22 protein-coding genes are annotated in these 21,116 nt (G+C 54.1%); 16 read left to right on the top strand and 6 right to left on the bottom strand.

The annotated features are described in order from the left end of the window. Nucleotides 1-18 precede the first annotated feature (18 nt). Nucleotides 19-717: a tRNA-uridine aminocarboxypropyltransferase gene (gene tapT, locus OGY07_RS01185; protein WP_286598181.1), complete on the bottom strand. Its 699-nt coding sequence runs from the start codon at nucleotides 715-717 to the stop codon at nucleotides 19-21. A 76-nt stretch (nucleotides 718-793) separates the two neighbouring features. Continuing rightward, entirely contained in the window at nucleotides 794-1,213 is a 420-nt protein-coding gene (gene trxC / locus OGY07_RS01180) for a thioredoxin TrxC (protein WP_042291710.1), read from the bottom strand. Between the two features lie 206 nt (nucleotides 1,214-1,419). Between trxC and OGY07_RS01175 the strand changes: the two genes are divergently transcribed. Further along, nucleotides 1,420-2,457: a tRNA/rRNA methyltransferase gene (locus OGY07_RS01175; RefSeq protein ID WP_042291709.1), complete on the top strand. Its 1,038-nt coding sequence runs from the start codon at nucleotides 1,420-1,422 to the stop codon at nucleotides 2,455-2,457. A gap of 48 nt (nucleotides 2,458-2,505) precedes the next feature. On the opposite strand, the gene ung is transcribed toward OGY07_RS01175, so the two are convergent. Further along, the gene (gene ung / locus OGY07_RS01170) at nucleotides 2,506-3,195 is read right to left on the bottom strand and encodes a uracil-DNA glycosylase (protein WP_042291757.1); all 690 of its coding nucleotides are present in this window, start codon (nucleotides 3,193-3,195) and stop codon (nucleotides 2,506-2,508) included. Nucleotides 3,196-3,512: 317 nt separating this feature from the next. Between ung and grcA the strand changes: the two genes are divergently transcribed. Next, complete coding sequence (gene grcA / locus OGY07_RS01165; RefSeq protein WP_042291706.1) at nucleotides 3,513-3,896, top strand: autonomous glycyl radical cofactor GrcA; 384 nt, start codon at nucleotides 3,513-3,515, stop codon at nucleotides 3,894-3,896. Between the two features lie 342 nt (nucleotides 3,897-4,238). Next, nucleotides 4,239-7,082, top strand: coding sequence for an autotransporter outer membrane beta-barrel domain-containing protein (locus OGY07_RS01160; protein WP_353655516.1), 2,844 nt, complete (start codon nucleotides 4,239-4,241; stop codon nucleotides 7,080-7,082). A gap of 66 nt (nucleotides 7,083-7,148) precedes the next feature. On the opposite strand, the gene srmB is transcribed toward OGY07_RS01160, so the two are convergent. Next, complete coding sequence (gene srmB / locus OGY07_RS01155; RefSeq protein ID WP_042291703.1) at nucleotides 7,149-8,483, bottom strand: ATP-dependent RNA helicase SrmB; 1,335 nt, start codon at nucleotides 8,481-8,483, stop codon at nucleotides 7,149-7,151. 131 nt (nucleotides 8,484-8,614) lie between these two features. Between srmB and trmN the strand changes: the two genes are divergently transcribed. Next, nucleotides 8,615-9,352 (top strand): tRNA(1)(Val) (adenine(37)-N(6))-methyltransferase TrmN, encoded by a 738-nt coding sequence (gene trmN, locus OGY07_RS01150; protein ID WP_286598165.1) that lies wholly within the window; start codon nucleotides 8,615-8,617, stop codon nucleotides 9,350-9,352. Here trmN and nadB read toward each other — a convergent pair. After that, on the bottom strand, nucleotides 9,337-10,959 hold the full coding sequence (gene nadB / locus OGY07_RS01145) for an L-aspartate oxidase (protein ID WP_286598163.1): 1,623 nt from the start codon (nucleotides 10,957-10,959) through the stop codon (nucleotides 9,337-9,339). The genes trmN and nadB overlap by 16 nt on opposite strands. Before the next feature lie 272 nt (nucleotides 10,960-11,231). Between nadB and rseD the strand changes: the two genes are divergently transcribed. From rseD to acpS, 12 genes are all read left to right on the top strand, one after another. Then, entirely contained in the window at nucleotides 11,232-11,387 is a 156-nt protein-coding gene (gene rseD / locus OGY07_RS01140) for a rpoE leader peptide RseD (protein WP_131729047.1), read from the top strand. Continuing rightward, nucleotides 11,384-11,959 (top strand): RNA polymerase sigma factor RpoE, encoded by a 576-nt coding sequence (rpoE, locus tag OGY07_RS01135; RefSeq protein WP_000003307.1) that lies wholly within the window; start codon nucleotides 11,384-11,386, stop codon nucleotides 11,957-11,959. The genes rseD and rpoE overlap by 4 nt, the downstream gene beginning before the upstream one ends. Before the next feature lie 31 nt (nucleotides 11,960-11,990). After that, nucleotides 11,991-12,641, top strand: a complete 651-nt coding sequence (rseA, locus tag OGY07_RS01130; RefSeq protein ID WP_060570467.1) for an anti-sigma-E factor RseA — start codon at nucleotides 11,991-11,993, stop codon at nucleotides 12,639-12,641. Further along, nucleotides 12,641-13,597, top strand: a complete 957-nt coding sequence (gene rseB / locus OGY07_RS01125) for a sigma-E factor regulatory protein RseB (RefSeq protein ID WP_042291691.1) — start codon at nucleotides 12,641-12,643, stop codon at nucleotides 13,595-13,597. The genes rseA and rseB overlap by 1 nt, the downstream gene beginning before the upstream one ends. Continuing rightward, nucleotides 13,594-14,070, top strand: a complete 477-nt coding sequence (rseC, locus tag OGY07_RS01120; RefSeq protein WP_181822738.1) for a SoxR-reducing system protein RseC — start codon at nucleotides 13,594-13,596, stop codon at nucleotides 14,068-14,070. The genes rseB and rseC overlap by 4 nt, the downstream gene beginning before the upstream one ends. 175 nt (nucleotides 14,071-14,245) lie before the next feature. Then, nucleotides 14,246-16,045 (top strand): translation elongation factor 4, encoded by a 1,800-nt coding sequence (lepA, locus tag OGY07_RS01115; RefSeq protein ID WP_042291517.1) that lies wholly within the window; start codon nucleotides 14,246-14,248, stop codon nucleotides 16,043-16,045. A 16-nt stretch (nucleotides 16,046-16,061) separates the two neighbouring features. Continuing rightward, nucleotides 16,062-17,036, top strand: a complete 975-nt coding sequence (lepB, locus tag OGY07_RS01110; RefSeq protein ID WP_060570473.1) for a signal peptidase I — start codon at nucleotides 16,062-16,064, stop codon at nucleotides 17,034-17,036. Nucleotides 17,037-17,310: 274 nt separating this feature from the next. Further along, entirely contained in the window at nucleotides 17,311-17,991 is a 681-nt protein-coding gene (rnc, locus tag OGY07_RS01105; RefSeq protein WP_042291512.1) for a ribonuclease III, read from the top strand. Then, a complete protein-coding gene (gene era, locus OGY07_RS01100) occupies nucleotides 17,988-18,893 on the top strand; it encodes a GTPase Era (RefSeq protein ID WP_042291507.1) in 906 nt (301 codons plus the stop codon). Before rnc ends, era begins: the two co-directional genes overlap by 4 nt. A gap of 26 nt (nucleotides 18,894-18,919) precedes the next feature. Beyond that, complete coding sequence (gene recO, locus OGY07_RS01095; protein ID WP_174435354.1) at nucleotides 18,920-19,633, top strand: DNA repair protein RecO; 714 nt, start codon at nucleotides 18,920-18,922, stop codon at nucleotides 19,631-19,633. A gap of 16 nt (nucleotides 19,634-19,649) precedes the next feature. Further along, nucleotides 19,650-20,381, top strand: a complete 732-nt coding sequence (gene pdxJ, locus OGY07_RS01090; protein WP_042291504.1) for a pyridoxine 5'-phosphate synthase — start codon at nucleotides 19,650-19,652, stop codon at nucleotides 20,379-20,381. After that, on the top strand, nucleotides 20,381-20,761 hold the full coding sequence (gene acpS / locus OGY07_RS01085) for a holo-ACP synthase (RefSeq protein ID WP_181822740.1): 381 nt from the start codon (nucleotides 20,381-20,383) through the stop codon (nucleotides 20,759-20,761). Before pdxJ ends, acpS begins: the two co-directional genes overlap by 1 nt. An 82-nt stretch (nucleotides 20,762-20,843) precedes the next feature. On the opposite strand, the gene OGY07_RS01080 is transcribed toward acpS, so the two are convergent. Further along, a complete protein-coding gene (locus OGY07_RS01080) occupies nucleotides 20,844-21,104 on the bottom strand; it encodes a YfhL family 4Fe-4S dicluster ferredoxin (protein ID WP_042291500.1) in 261 nt (86 codons plus the stop codon). Nucleotides 21,105-21,116: the final 12 nt, after the last annotated feature.

Below are 21,116 nucleotides of genomic sequence, written 5' to 3'. Positions count from 1 at the left end.
AGAGATGACCGAATGATTTTAAACGCTTTCTGCTAATTGTGCTGTGACGCTTCCCTGATGTTGGGTTTTTCCTGCGAGATAGCGGGTTTTGAAGCGGCTAAAATGTTCGCCAAGCGCACCTGCGGCGTCGGTATCACCGGCCAGATCCAGCAGGGCGATAGCCACCTCGGCGGTGCAATATTGCCCTTCGGCATGGATGCCGCGCAGGTGATAGGCCGACAGGCGCGACAGGTCGACGGAAATCACCGGCAGGTGGTCGAGGTAGGGGCTTTTACGGAACATTTTGCGCGCTTCCGGCCAGGTGCCGTCGAGCATAATGAACAGCGGTGGTTTACCGTTGGGGGGCGCCAGGATCACTTCACGTTCTTCGCTGGCATACGAGGCGGGAAAAACCACCATCGGCTGATACGCGGGGTCTTGCACTAAATCCAGCAACGCCTGCGGCGGTTCGGTTCGCGACCACTGAAACGCCGCGGTATCCGGCAACGTATCGGCAATCAGTCGTCCGGTATTACTGGGCTTCATCGGTTCGGTATCAAACATCACCAAACAGAAACGACTCTTCGCCCACGAAGGCGACAGGGTTGCGCACAGGCACAGTTTCAGCGGCAGTAAACAGCGCTGGCAGCGACGAATGCGATTACCGCGGGCGAGAAAAGGGCGCGTGGCGCGTGCAAGGCGTTCAGCACGAAGCTTAAGAACAGCGTTTTCAGTCATTAGGGATTGAGAAGTGCGTCGAAAAACGCCATTGTCGCAGAGGTAAAAACGGGGCACAAGATGCGCCCCGACGAGATTACAGCGATTCGTTCAGCCAACTATCAAATGGCGCTTTTGGCACCGCGCCATTGAGCATATCCACAACCTGACCGTGCTTTAAGATCATAATGGTTGGAATGCTGCGAATGCCGAAGCGGGCGCTGAGTTCTCGCTCTGCTTCAGTATTCACTTTCACGAAACGCACTTTACCGCTGCGTTCTTCGGCGACGTCTTCAAAGATGGGGGCGAAGTTACGGCATGGGCCACACCACGGCGCCCAGAAGTCGATCACAACAGGCAGATCGTCCTTCAGCAGTTTATCCAGCGTTTCACCGGTCGCATTGATCACCTCTCCGTCAAACAGGTCGTGACCACAGCGTCCGCATTTTGCCGCATCCTCAACCCGATCGTCGGGAATGCGGTTGATGGCCTGGCAGCTGGTACAAACGGTATTCATAACTAACCTCTGGATGAGTAGGGATAATGAACGGCACGAACGCCGATATGTTTCCAATATGTTACATATTATCGACGAGACTGTTTTAAACAACAATGTGTTTTATTCAATGAGTACAATAGTCATAAGCTTTTAAATGAAATAATGGCTAACTCAGTGTACATCGGGTAATCTGCGCGCTTCGCGCAGCGCTGGTGGAGAAAAGCATGAACGATGAATTGAAAAACAAAAGCGGCAAGGTCAAAGTGATGTATGTCCGCAGTGATGATGATTCTGATAAACGTACCTATAACCCGCGTACCGGGAAAGGGGGCGGACGTCCAGGAAAATCTCGTGCTGACGGTGGCCGTCGCCCCGCCCGCGATGAACGACCCTCTCAGAACCGCGATCGCAAGCGTGAAGATTCGCCGTGGCGTACTGTGTCCCGGGCTCCCGGTGACGAGACGCCGGAAAAAGCCGATCACGGTGGGATCAGCGGTAAAAGTTTTATCGATCCTGAAGTGTTGCGTCGTCAGCGCGCGGAAGAGACCCGCGTTTACGGCGAAAATGCCTGCCAGGCTCTGTTCCAGAGCCGTCCGGAAGCCATTGTCCGCGCATGGTTCATTCAGAGCGTTACCCCTCGTTTTAAAGAAGCGCTACGCTGGATGGCGGCGAACCGCAAAGCGTATCACGTGGTAGATGAAGCGGAGCTGGCGAAAGCCTCGGGTACTGAACATCACGGCGGCGTTTGTTTCCTCATCAAAAAACGTAACGGCACCACCGTTAAGCAATGGGTGAGTCAGGCGGGTGCGCAGGACTGCGTGCTGGCGCTGGAAAAAGAGTCTAACCCGCACAACCTGGGCGGCATGATGCGCAGTTGCGCCCACTTTGGCGTGAAGGCCGTCGTGGTGCAGGATGCAGCATTGCTGGAATCCGGTGCGGCAATTCGTACCGCAGAAGGCGGCGCGGAGCACGTGCAGCCAATCACCGGCGACAGTATTGTGAATGTGCTGGATGATTTCCGTCAGGCGGGGTACACCGTCGTGACCACCTCAAGCGAACAAGGTAAACCGTTGTTCAGCACTGCCTTGCCAGAAAAAGTGGTGCTTGTGCTGGGTCAGGAAGCTGATGGTCTGCCGGACGCTGCGCATGATGCCAGCGATTTGTGCGTGAAGATCGATGGTACCGGGAAGGTCGAAAGTCTGAACGTCTCAGTCGCGACTGGCGTACTGCTTGCCGAATGGTGGCGTCAGAATAAAGCGTAACGACACGTTGCCCGGCGGCAAGGGCTTGCCGGGCATGCATTCTCTGATTTACTCGCTCTCTGCCGGTAATACCGGCATCCAGTCAACAGGCTTCTCGCCACGCTGCTCCAGCCATTGATTCGCCAGAACAAAATGATTGCAGCCAAAAAATCCGCGATGCGCCGACAGCGGAGACGGGTGAGGCGCTTTCAGCACATGATGACGTTGCTTATCAATAATTGCCCCTTTTTTCTGGGCGTGCGATCCCCAGAGCAGGAACACCACTCCTTCACGATGCTGGTTGATCAGTGCGATCACTTTATCGGTGAAGGTTTCCCATCCAAGACTGGCGTGTGAATGCGCCTGGCCGGCCCGAACGGTTAATACCGTATTGAGCAACAGCACGCCCTGACGCGCCCAGCTTTCAAGATAACCGTGTGAGGGGCGGGTAAAACCCGGGATCGAGCCTTCCAGCTCTTTATACATATTCACCAGCGACGGCGGCGGCGCAATGCCCGGACGAACGGAAAACGCCAGCCCGTGCGCCTGGCCGGGGCCGTGATAGGGATCCTGTCCGAGAATAACGACTTTTACCTCGCCCAGTTCGGTGAAGCGAAACGCGTTAAACACATCTTTTTGCGGCGGATAAATCGTCATTCCTGACTGTCGTTCTGCAGCAACGGTGTGAAGCGTATTCACAAAATAGGGCTGCTGTTTCTCTTCAGCCAGCACATCGTGCCAGGTTAATTCGGTGGCCATCTCGCTCTCCTGCGAATTTTCAATCAACATAGCTTAACTGCTTCTTTGCATGGCGCAAACTGCTGTCGCCCGGCAGCGTGCGCTATGCCTCTAATAAAGTTGAAAATTTATGTAAAAAGTTTATGCCTTTGTCAGGCGTAAGTTGATGTAAAACAATAAATTCATCGTATCACCACTTTTGTGGTGTGGTTTTTGTTGATTTAAATCAAAGAATCAAGGGTGTCAGGGGGGTATATATACACTCAAGCAACAATGGTTTTACCAATTGGCCGCGAGACGGCCAACCCTAATCAAATAATTTGCCGGGGAGGCATCACATGATTACAGGTATCCAGATTACTAAAGCCGCTAACGATGACCTGCTGAATTCCTTCTGGTTGCTGGACAGCGAAAAAGGCGAAGCACGCTGCATCGTTGCAAAAGCAGGTTTTGCCGAAGACGAAGTGGTTGCAGTAAACAAACTGGGCGACATTGAATACCGCGAAATTCCGATGGAAGTGAAACCGGAAGTGCGTGTGGAAGGGGGCCAGCACCTGAACGTTAACGTACTGCGTCGCGAAACGCTGGAAGATGCGGTTAAGCATCCGGAAAAATACCCGCAACTGACCATCCGTGTTTCCGGTTACGCCGTGCGTTTCAACTCTCTGACGCCGGAACAGCAGCGCGACGTTATCGCTCGTACCTTTACTGAAAGTCTGTAAGCACACCGCTCAGACTGATTCATCAACCCCGGTCACGCGCTGCGACCGGGGTTTTTTATTGTTTGCATTAATCACCCGCGTGATTAAAAGTTTGGCGATAATTAAACTTTTATTATTCCTCCTCATTCAACACATATATCAGCGACGTTATTTTTCGCGCTGGTAAGTATAGTTTTGTCAGTTTTTTCGTGGTTTAGGTTTGGTTTAAATAAACATGCGGGAAAACGGCTATTATCCGCGCAATTAAGAAATACCCTCCGTTCAACTCTACTTCAATTTTCTGTCTGCTTTAGTCGGACAACGTTATTTCTATAAATTTGTAATAATATCTTTGGGAAAAATATGAGACGCAATAAGGTCGCCTTTTTTTGCCTGTCGGCTATATACGGCACAGCGTTTAACGCCAGTGCTGAATATCTTCAGGACGGTCTGAAGGTTTCTACAGAAGATGTTTCACTGAATGACAGCGGAAAAATTATTAATACGTCCGTTTCTAAATCGAAGACGTTAACGCTTGGCGGTGATATTCAGGCAGAATCCACTCTGCTTGATGTCGGTAATCTGACTGCCGGAGACCGTGTCTCCTTAGCAGACACGACATTGAAGGGGCGCAGTCTCCTGACGCTGAACGATAATACTCTTGCAAATAATACTGTGCTGCAAGGAACCAGCACGACTGTCATTCTAAACAATAACGCGACGGCGACGAATACCACGTTAAACGGCATCAGTTATTTAAATGTTAACGATAATGCGTCAATAAGTAATACTATTATTAATGATAACAGTACAGTGACCTTATCGGGTAAGGCGACGGCGGAATATACCACAACGCATCGTAATATGACGTTAAACGATCATGCCACAGCCACTCACACGCATGTTAAACAACATGGACGGCTTTATCTCAATGGCGATGCCTCGGCCACTGATACGCTTGTTGATGATGGTGGGTATATTTACACCTACGATAATAGCCAGATAAGTAATACCGTATTAAATGGTACATCGTTATTAACGATGTATGGGAATTCTTATGGTGTCGATACAGTTGTAAATAAAGATAGCAAAATTTTTATCAGAGAGCATTCGCTTCTGGAGAACACCACGGTTACGAACGGGGGATATTTGGGTTTTCATGACAATGCCTCGACCCGAAACACGCGGGTGCAATCTGGCGGGAATATGAATATCTCTGCTTCCGGTTCAGCAGAAGACACTTACGTTGAGCAGGGCGGACGTTTAAATATGAACTCAACGGCCAGCGCCAGCAAGACAGTTATTAATGGCGGCACGATGCTGATGAGTATGAATGCGGTGGCCAGCGATACGCAAATCGCCGGTAGCGGTACGCTGGATATCAAAGGCAATGCTGCCTTAACGGATACCACGCTGTTTGATACCGCTGCGCTAACCATGACTGAAAACACCGTGGCGAACGGGACGACGCTCAACGGTACGAGCACGATGAGGCTTTCCGGCGCAGCGAGCGCGCGGAACGCCACCCTCAATGACGCCAGTGTGATGACTCTGGCAAGCGGTACCACCGCGCACGACACGGTAGTTAACAGCGGAGCATTTCAGTTGTATACCTCCGCACGGGCGACGGGGAGTACGGTTGTCAACGGGGCTGGCGAGATGATTATGGAAGCCGGTGCATATGCCAGCGACCTGACGCTGAAAGGCGGTACTCTGTCGATTACTGACTTAAACGACAATACCACCAGTGTGCTGCCTGCCCGAATCGATACGCTGTCGTCGGAGCGAGGGATCGTCTCGTTTCTCCGTGACAGCGATGGCGAGTATGCGGCGTTATCGATCGGTTCGCTGAGCGGGACAGGATCGTTTCTGTTTAATACGTCATTGGCGGAACGTAACGGGAACTTTGTCACTATTGATAATGGCGTTGGCCAGTTCAATATCATCGTCCATGACTCAGGCCGGGAAATTGCCGATCCAGACAATCTGACCGTCAACCTGGTGAATGATAAAGAGGGCAATATTGACTTCACGCTGGTCAGCGCTGCACAACGTCGTGTCGCAATGCTGGATGCGGGGGTGTACATGTACTCGCTTTATCACCAGCAAGGTAAAGATCAACTGGAGGGTAACATCTGGTATCTGGGCCTGGCGAACGGAAATACCGAGCAGCCGGAACCTGAAGAACCGGAGCCGGAAGAACCAGGCACAGAGCAACCGGGTACAGAAATTCCTGGTACTGGCGGTGGAGAGCAGCCCGATACCGGTGGTAATGGCGGTAACGAAAATAAACTGACCACGCCGTCAACGGATGCGATCCTCAACATGGCGTCGGCAATCACGCGCGTGGTGAATGCTGAACTGGATGGCTTCCGCGCCTGGCGCTCAACGCTTTCGGCGGATAATCTTCCGGAAAACAGTGTATGGGGGCATTACACCGGCAGCAACAGCCGCGTTCACAGTAGCAATGGCGCGGCGTATCGGCTGGAGCAAAACGGCATTGAAATCGGTGCGGATAAGACCGCACGATTTGAGCGTGGAAACCTGCTAACCGGCGTCTGGATGTCCAGCTCTGCGAATGAGGTAAGACATGCGCGAGGTGGGAAAAGTACCCTGGATAGCTACGGTCTGGGCGCGTATGCCACGTGGTTCGATCGCTCCGGGATTTACGTTGATGGCGTAATGAAAGGCAACCGTCTGAACAGCGACCTGAAGGCGAAAATGACCAACGGAGGTTACACCAGGGGCGACTGGCATCAGTATGCGCTGAGCGGCGTGCTGGAAAGCGGTTATCGTCATTGGCTGACGGCACAAACTTATGCCGAGCCGTATGTCCGTACCAGCGCCGTTCAGGCAAACCGGGCCAATATCACGCTCAGCAATGGCATGAAAGCGGACACCGGCAAGCCCCGTTCGCTGATTGCGGAAGCCGGTACGCGCGTCGGTAGCCAGTTCACACTGGGGCGCGCGGAAGTGAAGCCTTATTTCCATGCGGCAGTGGTTCAGGAAACCGCGAAGTCAAACGAAGTCGCCATTAACGGCATACGCTTTGATAATAATGTGAACGGGGCGTCTGGACGCTATGGCGCGGGAGCGTCGCTGGAACTGGCGGAAAATACCACGTTCTATGGCGAGGTTAGTTACCGTCAAGGGCGATATATCGAAGAACCGGTACAGGGCGTACTGGGACTGAAAATGCACTTCTGATGGCAACGCAGAAAACAAAAAGCCGGCGCAAATGCCGGCTTTTATCATTAGAAAGAAACGGCGTTCTTATTCTTCGCCGGACTGCTGCGCGACGTCGCTAGCGCTCGGTTTACGGCGCTTACCAATATTTTTGGTATCACGGTGACGTTTTTTCACCCGCGGCTTCTCTTTTTCCTTCTCTTTTTTCTTCTCTGCGCGTTTGGCGAGCACTTTTTTGGACGGTTTCCCGGTCATTTTTTCACTGGGCGCTCGCGTGGTCGGGCGGAGTTCATCAATCACGCGTGATTTTAGCGGTTCCTCAATGTAACGACCGATTTTCAGCAGCAGCAGATGATCGTGCGCTTCAACCAGTGAAATGGCTGTGCCTTTACGCCCTGCGCGGCCTGTACGACCGATACGGTGCAGATAGGTATCCCCGCTGCGCGGCATGTCGAAGTTAATCACGTGACTCACGTCAGGAATATCAATCCCGCGCGCCGCAACGTCGGTGGCGACCAGCACATTCACGCGACCGTCGGTAAGACGTTTGATGCCTTCGTTGCGTTTGATCTGCGCCATCTCGCCTTCAAGATAGCAGTTGTTAATGCCTGCCAGGCGCAGTTGCTCTGCCAGTTCATGAACTCGCTCACGCTTACGCACGAACACGATGGTGCGGGTCGCGTCTTCCTGCTTCAACAAGTGCTTCAGTAGTTCGAATTTATGCTCGTAGTTATCGGCACGGTAGTACCACTGATGAATCTTTTTACGCTCACGCGTGGACGGAGTGGCAGACACTTCAACCGGTTCTTCCAGCAGACGCTCGGCAAAGTCTTTGATCGCCTCGCCTTCCAGGGTCGCGGAAAACAGCATCGTCTGCTTACGCCAGCGCGTTTCTCCGGCAATGTGCTCAATATCCTGAGCAAAACCCATGTCCAGCATGCGATCCGCTTCGTCAAGGATCAAGGTTTCTACCGCGCGGCAGTCAAAGTTCTCTTCTTTTATATACTGCATCAGGCGACCAGTGGTCGCGACCACGATATCCTGGTTTTCGCTGAACACTTCCGCGTGGTTCATGTACGCGACGCCACCGGTAATGGTCGCAATATCCAGATGGGTATGCTTTGCCAACTCGCGAGCGTGATCGGCGACCTGCATTGCCAGTTCGCGCGTCGGCGTAAGGATCAGGATACGCGGCGGGCCGGATTTCTTACGCGGGAAGTCGAGCAGGTGCTGCAACGCTGGCAGCAGATATGCCGCCGTTTTACCGGTGCCTGTCGGCGCAGAACCGAGCACATCACGGCCATCGAGCGCAGGCGGAATGGCGGCAGCCTGAATGGCGGTCGGGCGAGTGAAGCCTTTTTCCTGGAGGGCATCCAGCAGGCTTTCGTCGAGTTCAAGTTCGGAAAAAGTCGTTACAGTCATGTTCTACCTCTGTGTGGGGCGCTGATTATAGACGTTACGGCTGTAATCTTCATCTGTTTGTATGGATATCGCTTCTCAGGTATTGTTTTTACCCGGCGCTGTCGCCGTTTTTTCTGCAAGGTTTGTTATTCATGTCCCAGTCTACATCCGTTCTTCGTCGTAATGGATTTACCTTTAAACAGTTTTTTGTCGCTCACGATCGCTGTGCAATGAAAGTCGGGACGGATGGTATTTTACTTGGCGCATGGGCGCCAGTGGCCGGGGTAAAGCGGATCCTGGATATCGGTACGGGCAGCGGTCTGCTGGCTCTGATGCTCGCCCAACGTACCGATGAAAGCGTCACGGTCGACGCGGTTGAACTGGATGTAGATGCCGCCGAACAGGCGCAGGAGAATATTCTGCAGTCGCCATGGGCCGGGCGGCTGACCCTGCACCAGGAAGACGTTCAGGGCTGGGCCTCCCGGCAAACCGTTAAGTTTGATTTGATCGTCAGTAACCCGCCTTATTACGAGCAGGGCGTCGACTGTGCGACGCCGCAACGGGAACGGGCGCGTTATACCACGACGCTGGATCACCCGGCGCTGCTGGCCTGCGCGGCGGAGCTGATTACGGAAGAAGGTTTTCTCTGCGTCGTCCTGCCGGAAAAGACCGGCAGCCTTTTTACGCAGCAGGCGCATGAAATGGGCTGGCATTTAAGGCTCAGGACCGACGTTGCGGAAAATGAAGCGCGTTTACCACATCGGGTTCTGTTGGCTTTTTCACCAAAACAGGGAGAATGCTTTAGCGACAGGCTGGTAATACGCGGGCCAGACCAGCGTTACTCAGAAGGTTACACGGCGCTGACCCAGGCGTTTTATTTGTTTATGTGAGTATGTAGTGGCGACAGTACCGACGGTCCGGAAACGGCCAGCAGATCCGGATAATCAAGCGTATAGTGCAAACCGCGGCTCTCTTTGCGCATCATTGCGCAGCGTACGATCAGTTCGGCGACCTGCACCAGATTACGCAGCTCCAGCAAATTATTCGACACGCGGAAGTTGGCGTAATACTCGTCGATCTCCTGCTGCAACATGGTAATACGCCGCAGGGCGCGCTCCAGGCGTCGGGTGGTTCGCACGATGCCGACGTAGTCCCACATAAACAGGCGCAGCTCGTGCCAGTTATGCTGGATAACGACAAGTTCATCGGGATTTTCTACACGGCTTTCATCCCAGGCGGGAAGGGCGCTTACGCCACGGGCGTAAGGCATGCGTCTGTCGATATCTTCTGCCGCCGACCAACCGTAAACCAGGCATTCTAGCAACGAATTCGACGCCATACGGTTAGCGCCGTGCAGGCCGGTATAGCTCACTTCCCCAATGGCGTACAGACCATCAACGTCGGTGCGTCCATAATCATCCACCATCACGCCGCCGCAGGTATAATGCGCAGCAGGCACCACCGGCACCGGATCTTTTGTCAGATCAATGCCCAACCCCAGCAGTTTTTCATAGATCATCGGAAAGTGCTGGCGGACAAACGCCTCAGGCTTATGGCTGATGTCGAGAAACATACAGTCCGCTCCAAGACGCTTCATTTCATGATCGATCGCGCGGGCGACAATATCCCGTGGCGCCAGCTCGCCGCGCTCATCGAAATCCGGCATAAAGCGCGTGCCGTCGGGACGTTTAAGATGCGCGCCTTCGCCACGCAGCGCTTCGGTAAGCAGGAAATTTCGCGCCTGTGGGTGATACAGGGCGGTAGGATGAAACTGGTTGAATTCAAGATTAGCGACGCGGCAGCCCGCGCGCCAGGCCATCGCAATCCCGTCACCCGAGGAAATGTCCGGATTCGTCGTGTATTGATACACCTTCGACGCCCCGCCGGTAGCCAACACTACCGACTTCGCATGGCAGGTCTCCACGCTTTCCTTATTACGGTTCCAGATCCAGGCGCCGACCACCCGGCGCGTGCCCGGCAGGCCGATTTTATCGGAAATAATTAAATCGACAGCATTGCTGCGCTCAAGCACGCGGATGTTGGGATGGTTCTGCGCCTGACTGACCAGCGTGGTTTCGACCTCTTTACCGGTAGCGTCCGCAGCATGGAGGATGCGACGATGACTGTGACCGCCTTCACGGGTTAAATGATAGCTTTCCTGACCGTCAGGCTGGATTTGCGTATCAAACAGCACACCCTGATCGATTAGCCACTGAACGCAGGCGCGGGCATTGCTGGCGACAAATTCTACCGCGTGGTGATCGCATATACCGGCGCCGGCGATAAGCGTATCTTCCACATGGGAATCGATGCTGTCGGTTTCATCGAAAACGGCGGCAATCCCTCCCTGCGCATAGAAGGTGGACCCTTCGCTAACCGGGCCTTTGCTCAGGACAATGACCTGATGCTTCTCTGCAAGACGCAGCGCCAGCGAGAGGCCGGCAGCGCCGCTACCAATAATTAACACGTCACAAGAAAGTTCAGGAGTGGTTTTCATGATCTTTGTTTAATTTACTAAACATTGTCTGGCGAGCATAGCATCATAACCTGCGTTTCAGCACGTTTTATTTTCAGTTCCGTTGAGCTGGCTAAACAGAAGTCGGGATTGCAAGGAAATGTCTGGTTAAGGATATATTTTGCGTAGCGGGCCGTAAGCGCCAGATTAGAGGATGAAATAAAGTAGCTGTTGGGGTACTCTGCAACCGGTTTATGGGCATTTCTTATGAGATAGTGCATTGTTCAGACTCGGTAGACTTATAATGAGAGATAATGACCGTCTACAACTTGACACTCAAAAAACAGATGCGTAACGGAACTTTACAAAAACGTGACACTCTAACCTGTTGCTTGCTCACAGTGCAGCTAATGGAGTGGCGTTTCGCGAACGCGTGGAAATTTGGTTTGGGGAGACTTTACCTCGGATGAGCGAGCAGTTAACGGACCAGGTCCTGGTTGAACGGGTCCAGAAGGGAGATCAGAAAGCCTTTAACTTACTGGTAGTGCGCTACCAGCATAAAGTGGCGAGTCTGGTTTCCCGCTATGTGCCGTCGGGTGACGTTCCTGATGTGGTGCAAGAGTCATTTATAAAAGCCTATCGTGCGCTGGATTCATTCCGGGGAGATAGCGCTTTTTATACCTGGCTGTATCGTATTGCCGTTAATACGGCGAAGAATTACCTGGTGGCTCAGGGCCGTCGTCCGCCATCCAGTGATGTGGATGCGATTGAAGCAGAAAACTTCGAAAGTGGCGGTGCGCTGAAAGAAATTTCGAACCCTGAGAACTTAATGTTGTCAGAAGAACTGAGACAGATAGTTTTCCGTACTATCGAGTCCCTCCCGGAAGATTTACGTATGGCAATCACCTTACGGGAGCTGGATGGCCTGAGCTATGAAGAAATCGCGGCCATCATGGATTGTCCAGTGGGTACGGTGCGTTCACGTATCTTCAGGGCGCGGGAAGCTATTGATAATAAAGTTCAACCGCTTATCAGGCGTTGACGATAGCGGGATACTGGAAAAGGTATTAGGCATGCAGAAAGAAAAACTTTCCGCTTTAATGGATGGCGAAACGCTGGACAGTGAGCTGCTCAAAGAACTGGCTCACGACCCGGAAATGCAAAAAACCTGGGAAGGCTACCACCTGATCCGCGATTCTATGCGGGGTGACACGCCTGACGTGCTTCATTTCGATATTTCCGCTCGCGTTATGGCCGCCATTGAAGATGAGCCGGTACGCCAGACGGCGCCATTAATTCCAGAGGCCCAGCCCGCACCGCACCAGTGGCAAAAAATGCCGTTCTGGAAAAAAATGCGTCCTTGGGCAGCGCAACTTACCCAAATGGGGGTCGCTGCATGCGTATCGCTTGCAGTTATTGTTGGCGTCCAGCACTATAATGGGCAATCTGAAACGTCCCAGCAGCCCGAAACGCCAGTGTTTAACACACTGCCGATGATGGGCAAAGCCAGCCCGGTTAGCCTGGGAGTACCTTCTGACGCGACCGCAAACGGTGGTCAACAGCAGCAGGTACAGGAGCAGCGTCGTCGAATTAATGCCATGTTGCAGGATTACGAACTGCAACGTCGACTGCACTCCGAACAGCTTCAGTTTGAGCAGGCGCAAACACAGCAAGCCGCTGTTCAGGTGCCAGGAATTCAAACTCTAGGAACGCAATCGCAGTAATGAAGCAACTTTGGTTTGCCATGTCACTTGTGGCGGGTAGCCTGTTCTTTTCTGTAAACGCCTCGGCCAATGCTGCGTCCGGGGCGTTATTGCAGCAGATGAATCTGGCCAGCCAGTCACTCACTTACGAGCTGTCGTTCGTCAGCATCACAAAACAAGGCGTAGAGTCTTTACGCTATCGCCACGCGCGTCTGGACAACCGCCCGCTTGCCCAACTGCTGCAAATGGACGGCCCTCGCCGCGAAGTTGTCCAGCGTGGAAACGAAATCAGCTATTTCGAACCCGGACTTGAGCCGTTCACCCTTAACGGCGACTATATTGTTGATTCTCTGCCATCGCTTATCTATACCGACTTCAAGCGCCTTGCCCCGTACTACGACTTCATTTCCGTGGGCAGAACCCGTATCGCCGATCGCCTGTGCGAAGTGATTCGCGTTGTCGCGCGTGACGGTACCCGTTATAGCTATATCGTCTGGATGGATACTGAAACCAAGCTGCCGATGCGTGTCGATCTGCTTGACCGTGATGGCGAAACGTTAGAACAATTTCGGGTAATCGCTTTCACCGTTAATCAGGACGTGGGAAACAGCATGCAGATGCTGGCGAAAGCCAACCTGCCGCCGTTGCTCTCCGTTCCGGCCGGTGAAAAAGCGAAATTCAACTGGAGTCCAACCTGGCTGCCGAAGGGCTTTAGCGAGGTGTCCAGCGGTCGCCGACCGTTGCCCACGATGGACAACATGCCGATTGAATCGCGTCTTTATTCGGATGGTTTGTTCAGCTTCTCTGTCAACGTCAACCGGGCGACGCCAACCAGTACCGATCAGATGCTGCGAACCGGTCGCCGGACCGTCAGCACCAGCGTGCGTGATAACGCCGAAATCACCATTGTGGGTGAACTGCCGCCGCAAACGGCGAAGCGAATTGCCGACACCATTAAGTTTGGGGTGATGCAATGATCAAAGAGTGGGCTACCGTCGTCTCCTGGCAAGATGGTCAGGCGCTGGTAAGCTGCGACGTGAAAGCATCCTGCAACAGCTGCGCGTCACGCGCCGGGTGCGGCAGCCGCGTACTTAATAAGCTGGGGCCGCAGACGACGCACACGCTCGTTGTGCCCAGCGCCACGCCGCTGGAACCCGGCCAGAAGGTGGAACTGGGCATTGCTGAAGCCAGCTTGCTTGGCTCTGCCGTACTGGTGTATATGACGCCGCTGGTGGGGCTGTTTTTGTTCGCTTCCCTTTTTCAGGCGCTGTTTGGTTCCGATCTCGCTGCGCTAAGCGGCGCGGTACTCGGCGGCGTCGGCGGGTTTTTGTTTGCACGAGGCTTTTCCCGTCAGCTTGCTGAACGTGAATCCTGGCAGCCGGTCATTCTGAATGTCGCGCTCCCGCCTGGCCTTGTTCGCGTCGATGCCACGTCATCAGAAAGTCGCTAATCCTGTCTCTGCCGGAGGGCGGCTTCCCGTTCCCGCTATCCTTACTCTATGAACATTTCCTCGCCTCACCGTTGTAGTGTAGAATGCGGCGTTTCAGTTAAACAGACGTTAAGCTCAGAACAGCGACTTCTCAAAGCCTGCCACGGCGGGCGTTAAGGCACAATAATTACTCTATATGAAGAACATACGTAACTTTTCGATCATTGCTCACATCGACCACGGTAAATCGACGCTGTCTGACCGTATTATCCAGATCTGCGGTGGCCTGTCTGACCGTGAAATGGAAGCGCAGGTTCTCGACTCGATGGATCTGGAGCGTGAGCGCGGCATTACCATCAAAGCGCAGAGCGTAACGCTCGATTACAAAGCCTCAGATGGTGAAACGTACCAGCTTAACTTTATCGACACCCCAGGTCACGTTGACTTCTCGTACGAGGTTTCCCGTTCGCTCGCCGCCTGTGAAGGGGCGCTGCTGGTGGTGGATGCCGGGCAGGGCGTTGAAGCGCAGACGCTGGCGAACTGCTACACCGCCATGGAAATGGATCTCGAAGTGGTGCCGGTTCTGAACAAAATTGACCTGCCCGCTGCCGATCCGGAACGTGTCGCCGAAGAGATTGAAGATATTGTTGGCATTGACGCGACTGACGCTGTGCGCTGCTCGGCGAAAACGGGCGTTGGCGTGACCGACGTGCTGGAACGCCTGGTGCGCGATATCCCGCCGCCGCAGGGCGACCCGGAAGGGCCGCTGCAGGCGTTGATTATCGACTCCTGGTTTGATAACTACCTCGGCGTCGTGTCGCTGGTGCGGATTAAAAACGGCACCATGCGCAAAGGCGACAAAGTGAAGGTCATGAGCACCGGTCAAACCTACAACGCCGATCGCCTGGGCATCTTCACGCCGAAGCAGGTTGACCGTACCGAGCTGAAATGCGGCGAGGTAGGTTGGCTGGTCTGCGCCATTAAAGATATCCACGGCGCGCCGGTGGGCGACACCCTGACGCTGGCCCGTAATCCGGCAGACAAAGCGCTTCCGGGCTTTAAAAAGGTCAAACCGCAGGTTTACGCAGGTCTGTTCCCGGTAAGCTCCGACGATTACGAAGGCTTCCGTGATGCCCTCGGCAAACTGAGCCTTAACGATGCGTCCCTGTTCTATGAACCGGAAAGTTCTTCCGCGCTTGGCTTTGGTTTCCGCTGCGGCTTCCTTGGGCTGCTGCATATGGAGATCATTCAGGAACGTCTGGAGCGTGAATACGATCTGGATCTCATCACCACGGCGCCGACCGTTGTTTACGAAGTGGAAACCACGGCAAAAGAGACGATCTACGTCGACAGTCCGTCAAAACTGCCGCCGCTGAACAACATCTATGAACTGCGCGAACCAATCGCAGAGTGTCATATGCTGCTGCCGCAGGCGTATCTGGGGAACGTCATCACGTTGTGCGTTGAAAAACGCGGCGTGCAGACCAACATGGTTTACCACGGTAACCAGGTGGCGCTGACCTATGAAATCCCGATGGCGGAAGTCGTGCTCGACTTCTTTGACCGTCTGAAATCCACATCGCGTGGCTATGCGTCGCTGGATTACAACTTCAAACGCTTCCAGGCTTCCGATATGGTGCGCGTAGACGTTCTGATCAACAACGAACGCGTCGACGCGCTGGCGCTGATCACGCACCGTGACAACTCCCAGAGCCGTGGCCGTGAGCTGGTGGAGAAGATGAAAGATCTGATCCCGCGTCAGCAGTTCGATATCGCGATTCAGGCGGCAATCGGTACACACATTATTGCGCGTTCTACCGTGAAACAGCTGCGTAAGAACGTGTTGGCGAAATGCTATGGCGGCGATATCAGCCGTAAGAAAAAACTGCTGCAGAAGCAGAAAGAAGGTAAGAAGCGTATGAAGCAGATCGGTAACGTCGAACTGCCTCAGGAAGCGTTCCTCGCCATTCTGCATGTCGGTAAAGACAGCAAATAACCCTTAAGGAGTTGGCATGGCCAATATGTTTGCCCTGATTCTGGTGATTGCCACACTGGTGACGGGCATTTTATGGTGCGTGGATAAATTCTTTTTCGCGCCAAAACGTCGGGAGCGTCAGGCCGCAGCGCAGGCCGCTGCTGGTGATTCGCTCGATAAAGCCACCTTGAAGAAAGTGGCGCCGAAACCCGGCTGGCTGGAAACTGGCGCGTCGGTTTTCCCGGTGCTGGCGATTGTGCTGGTCGTGCGTTCGTTTATTTATGAGCCGTTCCAGATCCCGTCAGGTTCAATGATGCCAACGCTGCTGATTGGTGACTTTATCCTGGTGGAGAAATTCGCTTACGGGATTAAAGACCCGATCTACCAGAAAACGTTGATCGAAACCGGTCATCCGAAACGCGGCGATATCGTGGTCTTTAAATATCCGGAAGATCCGAAGCTCGACTACATTAAGCGTGCGGTTGGGCTGCCTGGCGACAAAGTGACTTACGATCCGGTTGCCAAAGAACTCACCATTCAGCCTGGCTGTCGCTCCGGTCAGGCGTGCGAAAATGCTTTACCGGTGACCTACAGCGACGTACAGCCGAGCGACTTCGTACAGACGTTCTCGCGTCGTAACGGCGGCGAGGCGACCAGCGGCTTCTTTGACGTACCGCAGAGTGAAACGAAAGAGAACGGCATTCGACTTGCCGAGCGCAAAGAGACCCTTGGCGACGTCACGCACCGTATTCTGACCGTGCCGATTGCGCAGGATCAGGTGGGGATGTATTACCGTCAGCCAGGCCAGCAACTGGCGACCTGGATTGTGCCGCCGGGGCAGTACTTCATGATGGGCGATAACCGGGATAACAGCGCAGACAGCCGTTACTGGGGATTTGTCCCGGAAGCTAATCTGGTGGGGAAAGCAACCGCAATCTGGATGAGTTTTGACAAGCAGGAAGGCGAATGGCCGACCGGCGTCCGTTTAAGCCGTATTGGCGGGATCCACTGATCGCGGTTTAGCGTTCACGTTGTCGTCAATGTGGCGGCAACGTGAATTATTTATTAGATAATTCCCCCCAGGCTAACGACATCCCTTGTCGTTGTGTATAGAATATTCCCCCGAAGTTTAAGGTTGGCGCCTCCTGGTCGCCACGGCACACGAAACAGCGTTGGTTCCCCATATACAGGCAAGTAAAGCTGTCGCTCTGCGGCTGGCTGAATAGCCTGTGTATCAGGTCTGTTTCGTGTGCTGAATTGTTGACGCATTTATTTATTGGTATCGCATGAACCCCATCGTAATTAATCGGCTTCAACGGAAGCTGGGCTACACTTTTACTCATCAGGAGCTGTTGCAGCAGGCATTAACCCATCGCAGCGCCAGCAGCAAACATAACGAGCGTTTAGAGTTTCTTGGCGACTCCATTTTAAGTTTTGTGATTGCGAATGCGCTGTATCACCGTTTTCCGCGCGTAGACGAAGGCGACATGAGCCGTATGCGCGCAACGCTGGTGCGGGGTAATACGCTGGCTGAACTGGCGCGTGAATTCGATCTGGGCGAATGTTTGCGCTTAGGGCCTGGAGAACTGAAGAGCGGCGGTTTTCGTCGTGAGTCGATTCTGGCCGACACCGTTGAAGCGTTGATTGGCGGGGTGTTCCTCGACAGCGATATTCAAACCGTCGAAAAACTGATTCTCAACTGGTACCAGACCCGTCTGGACGAAATCAGTCCGGGCGATAAACAAAAAGATCCGAAAACGCGTTTGCAGGAATATTTACAGGGTCGCCATCTGCCGCTGCCGTCGTACCTGGTTGTGCAGGTTCGCGGCGAAGCGCACGATCAAGAATTTACAATCCACTGCCAGGTCAGCGGTCTGAGTGAGCCGGTGGTAGGCACCGGTTCGAGCCGTCGTAAGGCGGAGCAGGCTGCCGCCGAACAGGCGCTGAAAAAACTGGAGCTGGAATGAGCGAAGATAAAACCTACTGCGGATTTATAGCCATCGTCGGACGTCCGAACGTGGGTAAATCCACCCTGTTAAATAAGCTGCTCGGGCAGAAGATTTCGATCACCTCCCGTAAAGCGCAGACCACGCGTCACCGAATTGTCGGCATCCATACCGAAGGGGCATATCAGGCGATTTACGTCGATACTCCCGGTCTGCATATGGAAGAAAAGCGTGCGATCAACCGTCTGATGAATAAAGCGGCCAGCAGCTCTATCGGTGACGTTGAACTGGTGATCTTCGTGGTTGAAGGTACGCGCTGGACGCCGGACGACGAGATGGTGCTGAATAAGCTGCGCGACGGCAAAGCACCGGTGATCCTGGCCGTGAACAAGGTGGATAACGTTCAGGAAAAAGCCGATCTGCTGCCGCACCTGCAGTTCCTGGCAAGTCAGATGAACTTTCTCGACATCGTACCGATCTCCGCTGAGACCGGGATGAACGTCGACACCATCGCGGGTATTGTGCGTAAACACCTGCCGGAAGCCATTCATCACTTCCCGGAAGATTACATTACCGATCGCTCCCAGCGCTTTATGGCCTCTGAGATCATCCGTGAAAAGCTGATGCGTTTTCTTGGCGCTGAGCTGCCTTATTCGGTCACCGTCGAAATTGAGCGTTTCGTGACTAACGAGCGCGGCGGTTACGACATCAACGGGCTGATCCTCGTTGAACGTGAAGGGCAGAAAAAGATGGTTATTGGCAACAAAGGCGCCAAGATTAAAACCATCGGCATTGAAGCGCGTAAAGACATGCAGGAGATGTTCGAAGCCCCGGTTCACCTTGAACTGTGGGTGAAAGTGAAATCGGGATGGGCCGACGACGAGCGCGCGCTGCGCAGTCTCGGTTATGTCGACGACCTCTAAACCTGCGTCCTGCACAGACGACGAGTATGATGGAAGGCTGGCAGCGCGCATTTGTCCTGCATAGTCGTCCCTGGAGCGAAACCAGCCTGATGCTGGACGTCTTCACGGAAGAGTCGGGTCGCGTGCGCCTTGTTGCCAAAGGCGCGCGATCTAAACGTTCGAACCTGAAAGGCGCTCTCCAGCCTTTTACCCCCCTGTTAGTGCGCTTTGGCGGGCGTGGCGAAGTGAAAACGCTACGCAGCGCTGAAGCCGTTTCTCTGGCCCTCCCACTGAGCGGTATCACCTTATACAGTGGTCTGTACGTTAACGAACTGCTGGCCCGCGTGCTTGAGCACGAAACCCGTTTTTCGGCCCTCTTTTTCGACTATCTGCATTGCATACAGGCGCTGGCGGGCGCTACCGGTACGCCCGAACCGACCCTGCGTCGATTCGAACTGGCGCTGCTCGGGCACCTTGGGTATGGCGTGGACTTTTTGCACTGCGCCGGCAGCGGTGAAGCGGTGGATGACACAATGACCTATCGTTACCGCGAGGAAAAAGGCTTTATCGCCAGCGTGGTGATCGACAACAGCACCTTTACCGGTCGGCAGTTGCGGGCGCTGGCGGAGCGCGAGTTTCCCGATGCTGATACCTTGCGCGCCGCGAAACGCTTTACCCGCATGGCGCTGAAGCCGTATCTTGGTGGAAAACCTTTAAAGAGCCGCGAATTATTCCGGCAGTTTATGCCGAAGCGAAAATAAAAAAACGAGGATTGTCATGGCTGAATTACTGTTAGGCGTCAATATTGACCACATTGCCACCCTGCGTAACGCGCGCGGCACGGCGTATCCGGATCCGGTGCAGGCGGCGTTCATTGCTGAACAGGCGGGCGCGGATGGTATCACCGTCCATCTGCGCGAAGATCGTCGTCATATCACCGATCGCGACGTTCGTATTCTTCGCCAGACGCTGGACACGCGGATGAACCTGGAAATGGCGGTGACCGAAGAAATGCTGGCGATTGCGGTGGAGACCAAACCGCATTTCTGCTGCCTGGTGCCGGAAAAACGCCAGGAAGTGACCACCGAAGGCGGTCTCGATGTCGCCGGGCAGCGCGACAAAATGCGTGATGCCTGCAAGCGTCTGGCGGAGGCGGGGATCCTCGTGTCGCTGTTCATCGACGCGGATGAAGTACAGATCAAAGCCGCTGCCGAGGTGGGCGCGCCGTACATTGAAATCCATACCGGCTGCTATGCCGATGCGCAAACTGACGCTGACCAGGCGCAGGAGCTGGCGCGCATCGCGAAAGCGGCGACCTTTGCCGCAAGCCTCGGTCTGAAGGTCAATGCGGGCCACGGTTTAACGTACCACAACGTGAAAGCTATTGCCGCGCTGCCGGAAATGCATGAACTGAATATCGGCCATGCGATTATTGGGCGTGCGGTCATGAGCGGCCTGAAAGAGGCGGTGGCGGAAATGAAGCGCCTGATGCTGGAAGCGCGCGGCTAATGGCGATCCTCGGTTTAGGCACCGATATCGTGGAGATCGCCCGCATCGAAGCGGTGATCTCCCGCTCCGGCGACCGCCTTGCCAGACGGGTGCTCAGCGACAACGAGTGGGCGATTTGGCAGACGCACCAGCAGCCGGTGCGTTTTCTTGCCAAGCGCTTTGCGGTGAAAGAGGCGGCGGCAAAAGCGTTGGGTACCGGTATCCGCAATGGCCTGGCGTTTAATCAGTTTGAAGTGTTCAACGATGCGCTGGGGAAACCGCGCCTGCGGCTGTGGGGGGAAGCGTTAGCGCTGGCAGAGAAACTGGGTGTTGTTCATATGCATGTGACGCTGGCCGATGAGCGCCATTACGCCTGCGCCACGGTCATTATTGAAAGTTAAGCAGCGTTGCCGTCATCCGGCATATTCACTCGCCGAACGGCATCCTGTTTTATCAGGCCCGGAGGCGGGTCTCAGGCAGCCGTTACAGCTTATCGGCGTGGTGCATCAGAACAAACTTGTCCCACAGTTGCTCTTCCGTTTCGACATGCGCCGGATCTTTCAAAATGGTATTCGGGATAGGGCACACCTTCTGACAGGTGGGCGTTTCATAATGGCCTACGCACTCGGTGCACTTGTCGCTGTTAATCTCATAAATGCTCTCGCCCATTGAAATCGCCTCATTGGGGCATTCTGGCTCGCACATATCGCAGTTGATGCATTTTTTGGTGATTAACAGGGCCATCAGGAAACTCTC

The sequence above is a fragment of the Citrobacter sp. Cs237 genome, from assembly GCF_030332325.1.
GTDB lineage: Bacteria > Pseudomonadota > Gammaproteobacteria > Enterobacterales > Enterobacteriaceae > Citrobacter_A > Citrobacter_A sedlakii.
Note: the sequence above shows the minus strand (reverse complement) of the source record. Positions and strands in the feature narration are given on the sequence as shown.

Coding starts and splice junctions, on each gene's coding strand:
- OGY07_RS01175 (WP_042291709.1), top strand. CDS start 1,420: ATGAACGATGAATTGAAAAACAAAAGCGGCAAGGTCAAAGTGATGTAT.
- rseC (WP_181822738.1), top strand. CDS start 13,594: ATGATCAAAGAGTGGGCTACCGTCGTCTCCTGGCAAGATGGTCAGGCG.
- rpoE (WP_000003307.1), top strand. CDS start 11,384: ATGAGCGAGCAGTTAACGGACCAGGTCCTGGTTGAACGGGTCCAGAAG.
- nadB (WP_286598163.1), bottom strand. CDS start 10,959: ATGAAAACCACTCCTGAACTTTCTTGTGACGTGTTAATTATTGGTAGC.
- rseD (WP_131729047.1), top strand. CDS start 11,232: ATGACCGTCTACAACTTGACACTCAAAAAACAGATGCGTAACGGAACT.
- rseA (WP_060570467.1), top strand. CDS start 11,991: ATGCAGAAAGAAAAACTTTCCGCTTTAATGGATGGCGAAACGCTGGAC.
- pdxJ (WP_042291504.1), top strand. CDS start 19,650: ATGGCTGAATTACTGTTAGGCGTCAATATTGACCACATTGCCACCCTG.
- tapT (WP_286598181.1), bottom strand. CDS start 717: ATGACTGAAAACGCTGTTCTTAAGCTTCGTGCTGAACGCCTTGCACGC.
- srmB (WP_042291703.1), bottom strand. CDS start 8,483: ATGACTGTAACGACTTTTTCCGAACTTGAACTCGACGAAAGCCTGCTG.
- rnc (WP_042291512.1), top strand. CDS start 17,311: ATGAACCCCATCGTAATTAATCGGCTTCAACGGAAGCTGGGCTACACT.
- era (WP_042291507.1), top strand. CDS start 17,988: ATGAGCGAAGATAAAACCTACTGCGGATTTATAGCCATCGTCGGACGT.
- recO (WP_174435354.1), top strand. CDS start 18,920: ATGATGGAAGGCTGGCAGCGCGCATTTGTCCTGCATAGTCGTCCCTGG.
- lepB (WP_060570473.1), top strand. CDS start 16,062: ATGGCCAATATGTTTGCCCTGATTCTGGTGATTGCCACACTGGTGACG.
- ung (WP_042291757.1), bottom strand. CDS start 3,195: ATGGCCACCGAATTAACCTGGCACGATGTGCTGGCTGAAGAGAAACAG.
- grcA (WP_042291706.1), top strand. CDS start 3,513: ATGATTACAGGTATCCAGATTACTAAAGCCGCTAACGATGACCTGCTG.
- acpS (WP_181822740.1), top strand. CDS start 20,381: ATGGCGATCCTCGGTTTAGGCACCGATATCGTGGAGATCGCCCGCATC.
- trmN (WP_286598165.1), top strand. CDS start 8,615: ATGTCCCAGTCTACATCCGTTCTTCGTCGTAATGGATTTACCTTTAAA.
- OGY07_RS01160 (WP_353655516.1), top strand. CDS start 4,239: ATGAGACGCAATAAGGTCGCCTTTTTTTGCCTGTCGGCTATATACGGC.
- lepA (WP_042291517.1), top strand. CDS start 14,246: ATGAAGAACATACGTAACTTTTCGATCATTGCTCACATCGACCACGGT.
- rseB (WP_042291691.1), top strand. CDS start 12,641: ATGAAGCAACTTTGGTTTGCCATGTCACTTGTGGCGGGTAGCCTGTTC.
- trxC (WP_042291710.1), bottom strand. CDS start 1,213: ATGAATACCGTTTGTACCAGCTGCCAGGCCATCAACCGCATTCCCGAC.
- OGY07_RS01080 (WP_042291500.1), bottom strand. CDS start 21,104: ATGGCCCTGTTAATCACCAAAAAATGCATCAACTGCGATATGTGCGAG.